12 protein-coding genes are annotated in these 15,788 nt (G+C 33.8%); 11 read left to right on the forward strand and 1 reads right to left on the reverse strand.

Going from position 1 to position 15,788, the window contains the following annotated elements:
• Positions 1-7: 7 nt before the first annotated feature.
• From lysA to BC962_RS12285, 6 genes are all read left to right on the forward strand, one after another.
• Entirely contained in the window at positions 8-1,213 is a 1,206-nt protein-coding gene (lysA, locus tag BC962_RS12260; protein ID WP_121346318.1) for a diaminopimelate decarboxylase, read from the forward strand.
• Positions 1,214-1,357: 144 nt separating this feature from the next.
• Positions 1,358-3,226: a TIGR00341 family protein gene (locus tag BC962_RS12265; RefSeq protein ID WP_121346393.1), complete on the forward strand. Its 1,869-nt coding sequence runs from the start codon at positions 1,358-1,360 to the stop codon at positions 3,224-3,226.
• 54 nt (positions 3,227-3,280) lie between these two features.
• On the forward strand, positions 3,281-3,910 hold the full coding sequence (locus tag BC962_RS12270) for a chloramphenicol acetyltransferase (protein WP_121346319.1): 630 nt from the start codon (positions 3,281-3,283) through the stop codon (positions 3,908-3,910).
• Between the two features lie 141 nt (positions 3,911-4,051).
• Entirely contained in the window at positions 4,052-4,513 is a 462-nt protein-coding gene (locus BC962_RS12275; RefSeq protein ID WP_121346320.1) for an FKBP-type peptidyl-prolyl cis-trans isomerase, read from the forward strand.
• Between the two features lie 531 nt (positions 4,514-5,044).
• Positions 5,045-7,849: a TonB-dependent receptor gene (locus BC962_RS12280; protein WP_245984183.1), complete on the forward strand. Its 2,805-nt coding sequence runs from the start codon at positions 5,045-5,047 to the stop codon at positions 7,847-7,849.
• Between the two features lie 165 nt (positions 7,850-8,014).
• Positions 8,015-9,052, forward strand: coding sequence for a flavin-containing monooxygenase (locus BC962_RS12285; protein WP_121346321.1), 1,038 nt, complete (start codon positions 8,015-8,017; stop codon positions 9,050-9,052).
• 87 nt (positions 9,053-9,139) lie between these two features.
• Here BC962_RS12285 and BC962_RS12290 read toward each other — a convergent pair whose 3' ends face one another.
• Entirely contained in the window at positions 9,140-12,346 is a 3,207-nt protein-coding gene (locus tag BC962_RS12290) for a TonB-dependent receptor (RefSeq protein WP_121346322.1), read from the reverse strand.
• Positions 12,347-12,763: 417 nt separating this feature from the next.
• Here BC962_RS12290 and BC962_RS12295 point away from each other — a divergent pair, with 417 nt between their 5' ends.
• The 5 genes from BC962_RS12295 to BC962_RS12320 all read left to right on the forward strand — a co-directional run bounded on the left by BC962_RS12295 (position 12,764) and on the right by BC962_RS12320 (position 15,781).
• On the forward strand, positions 12,764-13,258 hold the full coding sequence (locus tag BC962_RS12295; RefSeq protein ID WP_121346323.1) for a hypothetical protein: 495 nt from the start codon (positions 12,764-12,766) through the stop codon (positions 13,256-13,258).
• A gap of 68 nt (positions 13,259-13,326) precedes the next feature.
• Complete coding sequence (locus BC962_RS12300) at positions 13,327-13,761, forward strand: SRPBCC domain-containing protein (RefSeq protein ID WP_121346324.1); 435 nt, start codon at positions 13,327-13,329, stop codon at positions 13,759-13,761.
• A gap of 3 nt (positions 13,762-13,764) precedes the next feature.
• Positions 13,765-14,220, forward strand: a complete 456-nt coding sequence (locus tag BC962_RS12305) for a DUF1801 domain-containing protein (protein WP_121346325.1) — start codon at positions 13,765-13,767, stop codon at positions 14,218-14,220.
• A 135-nt stretch (positions 14,221-14,355) separates the two neighbouring features.
• Positions 14,356-14,670 (forward strand): putative quinol monooxygenase, encoded by a 315-nt coding sequence (locus BC962_RS12310; protein WP_121346326.1) that lies wholly within the window; start codon positions 14,356-14,358, stop codon positions 14,668-14,670.
• 442 nt (positions 14,671-15,112) lie between these two features.
• On the forward strand, positions 15,113-15,781 hold the full coding sequence (locus BC962_RS12320) for an ATP-binding cassette domain-containing protein (RefSeq protein WP_121346328.1): 669 nt from the start codon (positions 15,113-15,115) through the stop codon (positions 15,779-15,781).
• Positions 15,782-15,788 lie beyond the last annotated feature (7 nt).

Below are 15,788 nucleotides of genomic sequence, written 5' to 3' on the forward strand. Positions count from 1 at the left end.
AACTTTAATGAACAATCAAGACCTTTTAAATGTAGCTGCAGAATTCGGCAGTCCAGTTTATATTTACGATGCAGAAAAAATAGAGTCTCAATATAAAAGACTTACTTCAGCATTTAATATGGTGGATCACCTTAGAATTAATTATGCGGTTAAAGCATTATCTAATATTTCTGTACTTAAATTATTTAAAAAGTTAGGAGCCGGTTTAGATACCGTTTCTGTTCAAGAAGTGAAATTAGGATTGAAGGCAGGATTCGATCCCTCAAAAATTATCTACACTCCTAATGGCGTTTCTTTAGAAGAAATTGAAGAAGTAACCACTTTAGGTGTTCAAATTAATATAGACAACCTTTCTATTTTAGAACAGTTTGGAACGAGACATCCTAAAATTCCTGTATGTATTAGGATCAATCCACATGTAATGGCGGGTGGAAATAGCAATATTTCGGTAGGCCATATAGATTCTAAATTTGGAATTTCCATTCATCAAATTCCGCATTTATTGCGAATTATAGATAATACTGGAATGCATATTAATGGGATCCACATGCACACTGGAAGTGATATTTTGGATATTGAAGTGTTCTTATATGCATCTGAGATCTTATTTGAAACTGCAAAAAACTTTCCAGATCTGGATTTTATAGATTTTGGCAGCGGATTTAAAGTGCCTTATAAGCCAGGTGATATAGAAACCAATATTGAAGAATTGGGCGAAAAGTTAAGTGAGCGATTTATCACATTCTGTAAAGAATATGGTAGAGATCTAACTCTAGCCTTCGAACCAGGAAAATTTTTAGTGAGTGAAGCTGGCAAATTCGTTGCGAAAGTAAATGTGATAAAACAGACTACCTCTACAGTATTTGCTGGGATCGATTCTGGTTTTAATCATTTAATCAGGCCAATGCTTTACGGTTCTCAACATGAAATAAAGAATATTTCTAATCCAGATGGAAAAGTGAGGTTTTATTCTGTGGTGGGTTATATTTGTGAAACAGACACATTTGCTACCAATAAAAGGATTTCTGAAATAAAAGAGGGTGACCTTCTAAGTTTTAGCAATGCTGGTGCTTATTGTTTTAGTATGGCTAGTAATTACAATTCCAGATATCGTCCTGCTGAAGTGTTATGGTATAATGGAGAGGCTCATCTTATTAGAAAAAGAGAAGTTTTTGAAGATCTTATCACCAATCAGGTAGAGATAGAACTTTAATTTCTTTAAACTATTTCGGGATTTCCAGATGCATAATTAATTGATGTCAATTACGATGCATCTAGAAATCCCCAACTTTTGGTTAAATCTAAACCCAACTTTGACAAAAGTGATATCTTGCAGCGTAATCGCAGCTATCCAACTATGTTTTATCTAGTCCATCATCAAGATGATTTTGAGAATATTACAGAAAATGTAATTCCATTTTTCGAGAAATCTAACTTCACTTTACTTACTCTTCCTATATCCGAACAATTTGTTCCAGAAGAAGAATCTGTACTTGTTTCCTACCTTTCGGACGAAAATTTTAAAGACCTATTAATTAAGACTGCGAAAAATGAGTGGCGGCTAGCATTGCTTCCGCATCCAGATTGTCAAAAAGCACTCAAAGGTCTTGGAGTTACAGGAAAATTGGAAGAGGTTGCTAACCAGATCCTTGAGCAAAAAGAAATTAATGAATTAGATTTACTTTATTGTAATGAGATTCCAGTACTTCAATCTGTAAATGTAGGAGATGTTCTTATTTTTTCTGAACAGAAAGGAACCCCTGGTTTTCTATCTGAAGTATTTCAATTTATAAAAAACATTAGAAGATTACCTGGATTATCGCATAAGACCTTTCTTATAAGTGCAGATGAGGAACAAATTATTCATACATCGGCCTTAGGTATAATAGCTGTAGAACATCCTTCTGCCTCTGTTATCTCTAAAAGATTACTTAATAATATTGTACTGAATGATGGTAAATTTCAGGTACTCATTCTATCACCACAAAGCATTTTTCAGCTTTTAGCCTTTTTATTTAAAAGCTTATTACCCAAACCTGTAACTAAGGCTCAATTACCTTCATTTATAGGGCATATTAAAACTACCAACCTAAAAATTGAGAATGAATTACCAATAGATTTCTCTTTAGATGGAGAGAAATTATCTGCGAAAGAAATCAATTTAAATGTACACAACCGGGAAATTAAACTTCAACAAAAAAGCGAATATGCTTCAAAAAATGAAGGTGTAGACGAGAAAAAGAATCTCAAAATAGACAAATTACCTACTGGCGAAAAAAGGGAAGAACTAACGCAGCGAAAAATGCCCTTTTTACCTAGAGCTACTACAGAAGAATTTCAGGAATTATTCAAAGTTTTAAAAGAGAACGCAAAACTTAGCTCTTCTTTCATAGTAATGATGATTCTGGCCACGCTAATTGCCACTTTTGGGCTTTTTGGTGACTCATCTCCAGTAATTATTGGCGCTATGATCCTTGCACCTATCATCGCTCCAATCGTATCCTTTTCCATGGGAATGGTGCGTTATGACACTAATATGCTAAAAACCGGAATAGTCACTATTTTGATTGGAACCATAGTAGCATTGATATTTGCTGCTGGAGTTAGTATGATTATTCCTCTAAAGGTGTTAACCTCTGAAATAGATGCACGACTAACCCCTACTCTTTTAGATATGGGAATAGCAGTAGCGTCTGGAATTGCCGCAGCTTATGCCCATGCAAAAGAAGGAATCGCAAAAAGTTTGGCAGGGGTAGCTATCGCTGTTGCCTTAGTTCCCCCACTAGCAGTTGCAGGAATTGGAATTGGGTGGTGGGACTGGGAAGTGTTTTCTGGTGCCTTTCTACTTTATTTAACCAACCTTGCCGGGATTATAATGTTTGCAGGTATTACATTTTTGTTGCTAGGTTTTGCTCCTTTTAGAAGAGCTAGAATGGGATTAGTTTATACTTTGATCATTATTAGTATTGTAATGATCCCACTTTCCCTTTCTTTCAATAGAATTAAACAAGAAGCGAGAATAACCTCAAAACTAGAAGGAACTAGTTTCGACGATATCTATTTGAGAGATGTAAAGGTTAGAACAGGAAAACCACTAATGGTTTCTATAAAACTGGTAAGTCCAGAAGCTATAGAATCAGAAGAAATGATAAAAATCAAGCAACAAATTGAAGAAAAGATAGGAGAGCCAATTATTTTAGAAGTTATTTCTGCGATAGAATTTTAAAAATTTCTGCACTTTTAAATTCTATTATTTTCAAGTTTTTACAGACCTTTGAAAATGCAAAAACTCGATCTACACAATTGGAATAGAAAAGAACATTTTGAATTTTTCTCAACTTTCGATGAGCCTTTTTTTGGGATAGTTTCTGAAGTAGATTGTACGAAAGCTTATCATTTTTCCAAAAATAATGAACGCTCTTTTTTCGCACATTATTTGCACAAAACCTTAGCCGCAGTTAATAAAATCCCGGAATTCTCATACAGGATTTTAGATAAAGAAGTAGTTGTTTGTGAAAAAGTGAATTCTGCACCAACAATAGCAAGACCAGATGGTACTTTTGCCTTTTCTTTTGTTGAATTTGATCCAGATTTCCACATTTTTCAGCAGAGATTGAAACAAGAGATTGAAGAAGTTCAAAATTCCACTGGCCTTAGATTTAGTGATGATGCTAAACGCCTAGATGCTGTACATATCTCTTCTTTTCCATGGCATAAACTAACTGGGCTAACACATTCCAGAAACTTTAAACATGCAGATAGTGTCCCTAAAATCACTTTTGGAAAGATGTATTCTATAGGAAATGAATATAAATTACCGCTAGCAATTAATGTACATCACGGATTAATGGATGGTTTTCATGTGGCAAAATTTTTAGAAGTATTCCAAGGATTATTAGATTTAGAATAGTTTGCTCATTGTTCCTTTCAATTAAAAGATAAGTTTAGCTTTTTTGTAAGCAAAAAACGTGGGTGATAAACTCATCAAAATCTATATTTATATTTTAAAACAGTTTTTACATTCCTATATTTGAGCTTTAAATAAATAAACATGAAATATTCCCTACTTGCATTTGTACTTATTCTATTTATTGCTTGCGATAATAATGATAGTGAAAAAGAACCTGTAGATTATAAAGTTCAGAACGAACAAGAGATCACTACCTATATAGAAAAAAATGATCTTGATGCCCTAAAAAGTGATACTGGATTATATTACGTTATAAATGAAGAAGGAACTGGGGAACAACCTACTGCAAATTCAGATGTAACTGTTGCCTACAAAGGAACCTTTTTAAATGGATCTGTTTTCGACCAAAGTAATTCTAGCGGAATTAGCTTCAACTTACAACAGGTAATTAAGGGGTGGACAGAAGGAATTCAATATTTTAAAGAAGGAGGATCTGGTCTATTATTAGTTCCCTCACATCTTGCTTATGGTTCTAACAATTTTAACGGAATTCCAGGGGGATCTGTACTAATCTTTGAGATCAATTTACTTTCTGTAAATTAAATTCACCTTCAACTTAGTAAATCATTTCCTCAAGTCTCTTTGTAATCTTTAAAGCACAGTTTCTATAAACTTGGTAATTCGTCTATGCTGAAAAATAAATTTAATTCAATGGTGAGAAGTGCATTTCTAAATATTTAACCTATTCCAATTTCTTCTTAAAATTTCAGAATTTATCTAAATATTTAAAATATCATATTCTCATAATATCCTTTGAATACTAGAAAAATTAGCAGGTCGCTTATAATTTTCTTATATTCGTTTTCTTATAATTTAGGAAATTGTCCTAATTATTCAAATAAAAATGAGTTTAACATTAACTCATTAACCTATAAAATTTTCCCAAAACTTTAATTATAAGAGAATGGGGAAATTCCTTTTGGAGATCCAATATTCCAACTTCCATGATTTCAATCTAATCTCGGCACTTCGGTTTAATTCGCTGTACCTATAATTATTATGCAAGTTAGATTTGGAGTTTCACTTCCTAAAATGTGTTGAAAATCAATGCAATTCCAATCAATATCTAATGAAATGAGAAAAGAATACTCAAAAAAATCATTACCCAATTTATTTAAATTTGAAAATAATACGTCCTTAAGGCTGAATTTTGGCCTTATCCTTTTTGCTTTCTTCAGCTTTCAGATGAATGCAAACAGCATTAATACTAAAGAAACTATAGAGAGTTATGTTACAATGCAAGAACAAGAGGTTACTGGGATCGTGAGAGATAATACAGGAGCTCCTCTTCCTGGCGCTACAATTTTAGTAAAAGGAACTAACACAGGAGTGCAAACAGATTTTGATGGAAAATTCAGTTTGATGCTTCCTGAAGGAAAAAACATTATTGTGATCTCTTTTATAAGTTTTAAAAATAAAGAGGTGGATGTTTCGAAAACGAAGAATATAGATGTGCAACTGGAAGAAGCCGCTGCAAGATTAGATGATGTTGTTATTATTGGAAGTCGTGGAAAACCAAGAACTTCTTTCGATTCTCCAGTACCAGTAGATAATATTCAAACTTCAGAATTAAAACAAACTGGAAAAGGTGTTTTAGATCAACAATTAATGGCTAAAGTTCCCTCTTACAATTCTACAGAACAACCAGTATCTGATGCCGCAGCACATTTTAGTCCTGCTGGTCTAAGGGGTTTATTTCCTAGTAGAACATTGGTATTGGTAAATGGGAAAAGAAAGAACTTAAGTGCATTAGTTTATAGTTATGTAACTCCAGGCCGTGGAGAAGTTGGTGTAGATATGAAAGCTATACCATCTGCAGCTTTAGAAAGAGTAGAGATACTAAGAGATGGTGCTGCCGCGCAATATGGTTCTGATGCCGTAGCCGGAGTAATTAATTTAGTTCTTAAAGAGAATTCAGATCCATTTATAAATACGGGTTATAGTGTAACTACAGAAGGTGATGGAGAACAGTACCAAATTGAAACTGGGTTTGGAGTAAAAATAGCAGATAAAGGTTTTGCTAATTTTACTTTCGGCTATTTCGATCAGAAACAAACTCAAAGAGCTGGGCAAGTAACCAGTGTAGAAGATGAGGCTGGCTATTGGGGAGTTACAGACGATACGGATTTTACAACATCAGATCTACAATCGTTTTTACAACGCAACCCGGCAGCTGGATTCCAAGTGGGATCACCAGATATAACCATTACCAATTTCGCATACAATACAGGTTATACCTTAGATGAAGAAACTAATACCGAGATTTATTCATTTGGTACTTTAGCTAATAGAACAGGATCTTCTGCTCAATTTGCCAGAGTTCCATATTGGGTTCCTGGTTTTGAACAAATTTATCCTGGGACAGACTATTTCCGAGCAGAGATGGCACCTAGAATTAATGATTACACCCTTGCATTAGGTTTAAGAACAACTTTTAATAAGTGGGATTTCGACTTAAGTTCCACCATGGGACAAAACAGGATAGATTATTATATCGAAAATTCCTTTAATCAATCTTTTGGAGCAAGTAGCCCATCAGACTTTTATAATGGTGCTCATCAATTTAGCCATGTTGTAAATAATCTTGATATCGTAAGAACTTTTGAAGATACCGGATTAAATTCATTAACTCTAGCCTTTGGAGCAGAGCATCGTACAGAACGTTTTGTTACAGAAGCAGGAGAATTTGCTTCTTATGGAGATGGAACACCAGATGATCCTACAGATAGAACTGGATCTGAATCTTTTGGTGGATTTAGCCCCGAAAACGCTTCCAATGACTACAGAAGTAATTTAGGACTTTATACAGATGTTACTGCAGATATAACGGAAGACTTCCTACTGGGAGGTGCTGTACGTTATGAGAATTATTCTGACTTTGGATCTAATGTAAGCTGGAAGGCAAATACTAGATATAAAACCTTAGATGACAAATTAGCTATAAGAGGTTCTATAAGTACAGGTTTTAGAGCACCAGCCTTACATCAAATTTACTATACGGCAACTACTACGACCCTTACAGAAAATGGGATACAACAAAATGGAATTTTGAACAATGCAAATCCTGCATTGCGCGCATTAGGTATTCCAAAACTAGATGCAGAAACCTCTTTTAACCTTGGAGCAGGATTAACTTACAGATTTTCCAGAAAAATTGGAATCACAATGGATGTGTATCAAATAGATGTAGATGATAGAATTGTACTTTCCGGCCAGGTAACTCCAACAGGAGATCCTACCAGCCCAATAGATCAAACATTGTCTAGCGTGAATGTAGGAGCTGCAGGATTCTTTTTAAATGCTATTAACACTCGAACCCAAGGAATAGATATCGTATTTAGTTATGATAATATCGAGCTTGGAAATGGATTTTTAAGCGGTAGTTTAGCTGCCAATTTTAATAAAACTGAAGTAAGAAGTACTCAGTTTCCAAAATTCATAGAGGATAACAATTTAGGAGACGCTTTATTCTCTAGAGAAGATGTTTCTCGTGTAGAATCATGGAGACCTAGATCTAAGATTATAGGTTCAATAAATTACAGTTTAGATAAATTTTCCACGCACTTATCTATGATGCACTACGGAAAAGTTACATATAGACACCCAAGTAACCCTGCAGATGATGCAACTTATGGTGGTAAATTATTAACAGATCTTAGCTTTAGTTATGATTTCACAGAGAAGATCACGGTAACTGCAGGAGCAAATAACTTATTTAATGTGTATCCAGATACTTTCGCAGACGCTTATAGCAGCAATGGCGGAGTTCCAAATGACAGAAATTTAGATTTTGTAGGTAGGTTTAAATACCCTTGGCAAACCACTCAATTCGGAATTGATGGTACAAGATTATTTACTAATATCGCTTTCAAGTTCTAGAATAGAATATTATTAAATGTTTATATAATCCGCATTCAACTAAATATTGAATGCGGATTTTTTTATTGATATAATTATCAGCCATTGTGCCTTTACCAATTTTAAACTTCCCAAAATTGTATTAGAGCACTTAACTCTTCTATCTTTGCAGCAAATCCAAAAAAAATGTATGATTTTATTATTGTAGGTAGCGCGCAAGCTGGCCTTAGTATGGCTTATCATTTAAAGCAAATGGGGAAATCTTTTCTCGTTGTAGATAAGGAAAATAAAATCGGGGAATCGTGGTTAAGCAGGTGGGATTCGTTAACTCTATTTACACCTACGGAATTTAATCATTTGGAAGGAATGGAATTTCCTGCTCCTAAGGGGCATTATCCAAATAAATATGAAGTAGCCGCATATTTTGAAGCTTATGTTGAAAAATTCGAGCTTCCTATTCAATTCAATACGCTTATAACTTCAATAGAAAAAGAGAGTGGTACATTTAAATTGAAGCATGAGAATGGGGACTTTAAATGCCGCAATGTGATCATTGCTACTGGACCTTTTCATACTCCTTATACTCCTCCTTTTTCAGTAAAGATCAATAAAGAGGTAACACAGATACACAGCAACTATTACAAAAATGTTGGGCAATTACAGCAAGGTGACACTTTAGTAGTTGGGGGTGGCGATTCCGGATTTCAGATCCTGGATGAGATCTCAAAAAATGGTTCGACAACTTATTTTGCAGGTCCAGATGATGCTAAAACTTTACCCCAAGAGATTCTAGGAAAAACATTGTGGTGGTGGTTCACTAAAACTGGATTTCTAAGCTACAGCAAACATTCATGGATAGGGAAAGCTATTGCTAACAGACCTCAGCCAATTATTGGACTTAACATTAAAGAAATATTAAACAGAAAGAATGTGATCCCTGTAGGTAGAGCTTTAAGCGCCGATGAAAATGATATTACTTTTGAAAACGATGAAGTTTCAACTATTAAAAATATAGTTTGGGCTACTGGATATCGTCCCAATTTTAATTGGATACAAGGTTTAGAACTAGACAAACAAGGATACCCAAAAAATAAACGAGGAGTGAGTTCTATAAAAGGGCTTTATTTTATTGGTCTTCCATGGTTGCACACCCGTGGCTCTGCAACTTTAGGAGGAGTAAAAAAAGATGCAGATTACATTTCTAAGGTTATAGAGAAACAATAATTTTAACAACAGAATTGATGAACTTTATATAAAAAAAACTGCTCCATCTCTGGAGCAGTTTTTTTATGCATTTTATTTTGAAGGAATTTAGAATATATATCTAAGACCAACTTGCATTTGCCATCTAGAATCTAAACTAAAATCGTTAGCAAAAGTATTTTTCTGAGAAGGATCGAAACTATACACCGGAGTATTAGTATCGTCTACAGTAACTCCTAGAGGCTGATCGTTCACTGGAAGTTCAATAACTCCCCAATCAGAATTAATTAAATTTCCGAAGTTTAAAACATCCAAACTTACCTGTATCGTATTTATCCCGTTACCAACTTTAAAGTCGTAATCCTGTAAGAATTTTACATCCCAACGTCCTCTCCATGGACTTAAAACAGCATATTTCTCTGCATAATCTCCTCTTCTATCTCTTAAGTATTCATCCTGCTGAATATAAGATTCGAAAGCAAGTCTTTGCGCTTCCTGCTCTGTATCTGTTCCAGTAAAATTGTATCCTGCAAGATCAGATTGTGTTGGAATATAGATCAAGTCATTTAATACAGATCCATCATTGTTTATGTCTCCGGAATAAGTATAAGAGAATCTACCTCCTTGTGCGTATTCGTAAAATGCACCTATAGATGTTCTCCATTGCTTATTTTCACCATAACTGAAGGATTTGTTTAACTGTCCAACAATTCTATGTTTATCTCCATAACGAGAAGTAGTACTTACTGCTTTATTTACATTTCCAAATGCAGGGTTTCTATCGTAAGCATCACTAGAAATTTCAGCATCTAGAGAACTAGCATCTTCTGCCTCTAAATAGTTGTAGGCAATGGTTGCAAATAAGCCATTATTGAAAGTCTTTTGCAATTTAAAAGACCAGTTAAAAGAGTATCCAACATCTGTATTAGAAAAAACGTATGCATTGGTAACTCCACCAAATTCATTTACAGCTCTATCAGAATTTAAATAAACCATTCTATTATCTGCTCCATTAAGAGTTCCTGTTGGTGTTGCCAATCCGTAATTTCTTACCATTTGAGAATTTACATCTCTTGTGTAAATAATATCCGTGGTAGCAAGGATTCCGTTTTCAAATTTGTAATCGAAACCTAAATTACTTCTCCATACCTGTGGGAACTGAAAATCTGGTGCCGAGGTAGTGTAAAAGAAGAAATTAGGATTTGCTACTTGGTTTCCAATCCAAACAAATGGTAAACGACCTGTAAAGATCCCTGTTCCACCCCTTATTTGTAATGTCTTATTTCCTCTTACATCATAGTTAAAACCTAATCTTGGAGAGAATAATAATTTCTTAGAAGGAAGCTCCAAACTGTTTAGTTTAGTCTCTTCTCCATTTTCATTGAAATAAGTAATATCTGGTTGGTAGTTTCCATCAGGAAAGGTTCCTCCAGCTGCTCTATCAATATTTTCTTGGATCTTATCTTCGGTATCAAAATATAATGGTTGATCTACTCTTAATCCGTAAGTCAAGGTGAATTTATCTGTAGCTTTCCATTTGTCTTGCGCGTAAAATGCCAATTGCCCAACATTCGTTTCAGCTAAAGCCCAGCTGCTATTTGCGTTGTTATTGTCATAAATACTTTGAGCATTTGCTAATGCACTTGCGATAGTTCCATTATTAACTGCTTCTTCAAAACTTCCTGCACCACCTCTAACACTTGTAAATGCATCGAAGAATGTGCTTACTGGTCCTTGTCCAGCATCTGGATTTCCACCAAAATCATATAATCCTAGGTTAAAGGAATTATCAAATTCAAATTTCTCAAAACTACCACCTACAGTGATCGTATGATTTCCAAGAAGAAAATTTAAGTTATCTGTGATCTGATAAACATTTTGCTCTAATTTGTTATTGATAGAGAAAGGCTCATGCCCTGCAACTATATAACGCACTCCATCTTCCTGAATATTGATTGGAGGCGCAGGAGCAGAAAATGGATCTCTACTATCGTCGAAATTGGTATATCCTGCTTGGAATTTGTTAGTGATAGTTCCAGAGAAATTAGAGTTTAATTCCACTAAAAATGAACTGATCTTGTTGTTGATCCTGTATCCTGAATTCCTAAACTGTAAAGTTGTAAGATCCGGACCTCTTCTTCCAATTGCTTCCCTGTTAGCAGGCACATCTCTTGAAGCATCCAAAAAATTGTAGATAAACGCTAATCGGTGATTATCAGAAACATTCCAATCTAATTTAAAAAGTCCTTTGGTAGATTCTGTTTTATGTGTAAAGCCTTCATAAGCTCCAGTATCGTAACCTAAGTTTCCTAATTGAGTTGAAACAAAATCTAGATCATCTGCAGTTACTCTAGAAACATTAGATCCTGTTAATCCAGGTCTTGATGCAACGAAGTTAGAACCTAGATCTTCTCTATCATCTTTTTCAAAATTCCCAAAAACAAAAAGTTTATTTTTAATAATTGGTCCTCCTACACTTACTCCATATTGAGCTTGAGAGAGGTCGGGAACAAAGATGTCGTCTCCGGCAACTTTCCCTCCTGTTAAGTCTTCGTTTCTATAGAACCCATAAACTGTACCTTTCCAGGTATTTGTTCCACTTTTAGTTACTGCATTTACAGATGCTCCCGTAAATCCAGCCTGAGTAACATCGTAAGGCGCTGTAGAAACTTGAATTTGCTCTATTGCATCTAAAGACACCGGCTGTGCGCTAGTTTGTCCTCCTGGGGTTGCAGCATCTAAACCGAATGGATTATTAAAAATAGAGCCATCTAAGCTAAAGTTATTGAATTGGTCATTTCTACCTCCAAAAGAACCATTGCTCGAAGCGGTTGGTTCTAATCTGTAAAAATCTGCTGCAGACCTTGTAATAGATGGTAAAGTTTTTAGTTCCCTACTTCCAATACTAGTTTCGGCACCAGTTCTATCACTATTAATAACAGTGTTTTTTGCGCTGTTAATAACTACGGCATCCAATGCGGTAGCATCAGCAGCCATTGTTACATCTAAATTGAAAGTTTGACCTAATTTTAGATCTACATCTGTTAAAATGTAATCCTTAAACCCTACAAAACTAACAGTGATGGTATAAGGTCCACCAATTCTAAGGTTTAATAATGTAAATCTACCATCAAAATTAGTAACGGCTCCATACACAGTTCCCGTTGGCGTGTGTACTGCTTTTACATTAGCTCCTGGAAGCACGAGATCTTGTGCTTCATAAACAATACCACTCATTTCTGCTGTAGTTACCTGGGAGAACCCAGAGAAACCAAGTAAAAGAGCGGTGACAAATAAAAGTAAATTACGTTTCATTTTTAAATTTTTAGTGGTTGCGTTATGATTGTTAGTGTTAAGCAAAAATACTGTAAATTAATTGTAAAAAGTAAGGTCATATTGCGAAATCATCAATCTTGTAAGCTCGTTCGTTTTTTTTCTAAAAATTAATAAATTAAAGTTATAAAATATTGATTTAAAACACATTAGAAGAAAAAAATTTGATTTATTTGATTTAATGAAAAGAAAATATACTTAACCAGCAACAATTATTTATTACAAAAACGGATAAATATTTAAATTGTACTTAATCTCCATTTTTCGTATTTTTAGGTTGTTATAACTTTACCTATCTCATTAAGTCGAGATCGTCATTTTAGGACAAAACTCTCAAAAAACTACCCTATATTTATTTAGATTGGAATTTGTAATACTTTAAATGTAAATACGCTTAATATGAATAGCCTTAAATCAACTTTAGTTTTTTTATCACTAATAATCGGACTTTTATTTTCTTGTGAGTCTGAGCCTAAAAATCTTGAAATTGGATTGAATGAAAGCATCTATCATGATGACTTTGAATATGTAGTAACAGATTTTAAAATTCTACCTGTAGATGATTACACTAAGAGATATAGAATTAAATTTAAGGTAATTAATAATGCAGAGGTTGTAGAGCATACATGGAATAACTCTATTGCATATATAGTAGATTCCAAAGGGAATATTTATAATAACAATAAAGAACTGCAGATTAAACTTAATGAAAGAGAACCATTTGGCTGGCAGGAAATATATCATACCCATCCTCAATCTAACGAAACTACTACCTTGATCTTCGATTTACCTACCAATGTAACTCAGCCCTACTTAAAAGTGACTGGAAAATTTTTAATGGGAGATGTTCTAGACCTTAATGAGTATAAAAAAATGAAAGTCAAACTATTTTAAAATATCTAAATACTAACAAATATTTAGAAATCCATCGAAAGAAATTCTTTCTTTTATCGTTACTAGCTATGAGTATTCAAGTAAAAGTTTCAGATCATGTAATGCGCACTGTAGACAAGGTATTTAATGCTATTGTAGATCCTACCCAGATTACAAAGTATTTTGTATCTAATGCCAGTGATTTTCTTTCCGAAGGGAACAAGATCATTTGGGAGTTTAAAGATTATAATGTAAAACTTAATATTGAGGTTATAAAAGTGATTAAAAATGAACAAATCACTTTTAATTGGGAAGCTTGCGGAAATAAAACTAAAGTATCTATGCTTCTATCTTCTGAAGAGGAACATAAAACAAAGATTGTTATTACTGAAGATGCTTTTGAAGCTAATGAAGAAGGAATAAAAAAAGCACTTGAGCAAACTCAAGGATGGACAGATTTTGTTTGCTCGCTAAAAGCTTACTTATATACTGGCATCAACCTTAGAAACGGAAAAATGAATTAGAATATGCAAATAGAAGCAACATCTCCAGATGATTATTTACAAAAGATACCTGAAGATCGTAAGCAAAGTATGTCCAGATTAAGGGCGACAATTAAAGAAAATTTACCCGAAGGGTTTCAAGAAACCATGAGTTATGGTATGATTGGATATGTGATTCCACACGATATATATCCTGCTGGTTATCATTGTAGCCCAGAACTACCTCTACCTTTTATGAGCATTGCCTCTCAGAAAAATTTTATAGCCATATATCATATGGGAATTTATACAAATAAGGATTTACTAGATTGGTTTGTAAGAGAGTTTCCAAAACACAGTAAATTAAAGCTGGATATGGGTAAAAGCTGTATTAGGTTTAAGAAACCTGAACAAATCCCATTCGAATTGATTGGAGAACTAGCTACAAAAATGACCTGTGAAGAATGGATCAAAATATATGAATCTAAGGTAAAACCATAATTCCACTGCTTTTTATAAGAGTTATCATCCTGAAACTGAATTCTGTAAACCTTAAACAGCTAATTGATGATATTTGAAAAAAAGTTCTAAATTTACATTGTTACCAATAATTATTTACCCTACAAAAATAAGGATATGTATAAGTACGGACTAAGCGTAAAATTCAGATCAACCGAGAATAATGCCCAGAAATTATCTTCAATATTACTAAAAGCTTCAGAATTAGTCTCCCGAGCTAAAGGCTGCCAACTTTACTTAGTAAGCATAGATAGTGAAGATCCTGATACTGTATGGAGCACAGAAGTGTGGGATTCTAAAGAAGATCACGATAATTCTTTATCTGTGATTGGAGTAAAAGAACTAATCTCTCAAGCAATGCCCTTATTTGCTGCCCCACCAGAAAAAGTAAAAGAAATAAAAATATTAGGTGGTTATGGTATAAACCCATGATCATGATCAAAGCTTTCATTTTACTCATAGGATTCTGTTTTAACTGAACTACCTAAAACGGCAATTCCTCATCTAAGGTTATAGTATTCAAAAAAGAAATTAGCGAGATAAAATTTCCATAACTTCATTTTCTTTAATTTTATTTCTGAAAATTTAGAAAATGAACGTTCGGGCTATTTGGAGTTATTATATAGATATTAATATCGTGAATTTGGTCTTCTCCCTTTTCATTATGTTTTTATTTAATAGGTATTGGGGCCTCTTTATGTTTTGTACTATTGGAATTTTTGTAGGCCGCTTTGCATTCTGGCATTTTAAGAATAACGAATACAACCTCTATTTCAATCTTGGATTTACTAAGCTGAAATTGCTAAAAATAGTTTGGATTCTCAATCTTATTGTTGCAATTCCATTGCTTCTAATAGCTTTAGCTATATAAATTATGAGTCATCTTTTAGAGATAAGTGGAGCCTATTTGTCTTTCGGAAAAAAAAGAATTTTAGAAAATATTTCTTTTAAGATAAAAACAGGAGATATATTGGGCATCTTCGGAAGAAATGGAAGTGGAAAATCTAGCCTTTTAAAAATGATGTTTGGTACTTTACCTGCAAACCATATTCAAATAAAATTTGATTCAGAAATTATTAAAGCTCACGAAGTAATTCCACAACGTCTTATTGGGTATCTACCACAAGACAGCTTTTTACCAAAAGGAACTAAAGTGCGAGATATAATTTCTCTATTTTGTGATGATGAGGAGATGCAAAACAAGGTTTTTTATGCTCCTGGAGTCTCTAAATTCGATAATATTAAAGTTGGAAAGTTATCTATGGGACAATTACGCTATCTGGAAACCTTACTAGTAGGCTCTCTGGATCATCCATTTATCATGCTGGACGAACCTTTTTCTATGCTCGAGCCTCTTTATAAAGAACTACTTAAAGAGCTTTTAATAAGTTTAAGTCAAACTAAGGGAATCATTATAACAGATCATTATTACCATGATGTATTAGATATCACCAATGTAAATTTTCTGCTAAAAAATGGAAATAAAATAGAGATTTCAGAAAAGATAGATCTCGTTAACAACGGGTATATCTCTTCCATTTAAACCTACA

The organism is Gillisia mitskevichiae (assembly GCF_003634585.1).
GTDB lineage: Bacteria > Bacteroidota > Bacteroidia > Flavobacteriales > Flavobacteriaceae > Gillisia > Gillisia mitskevichiae.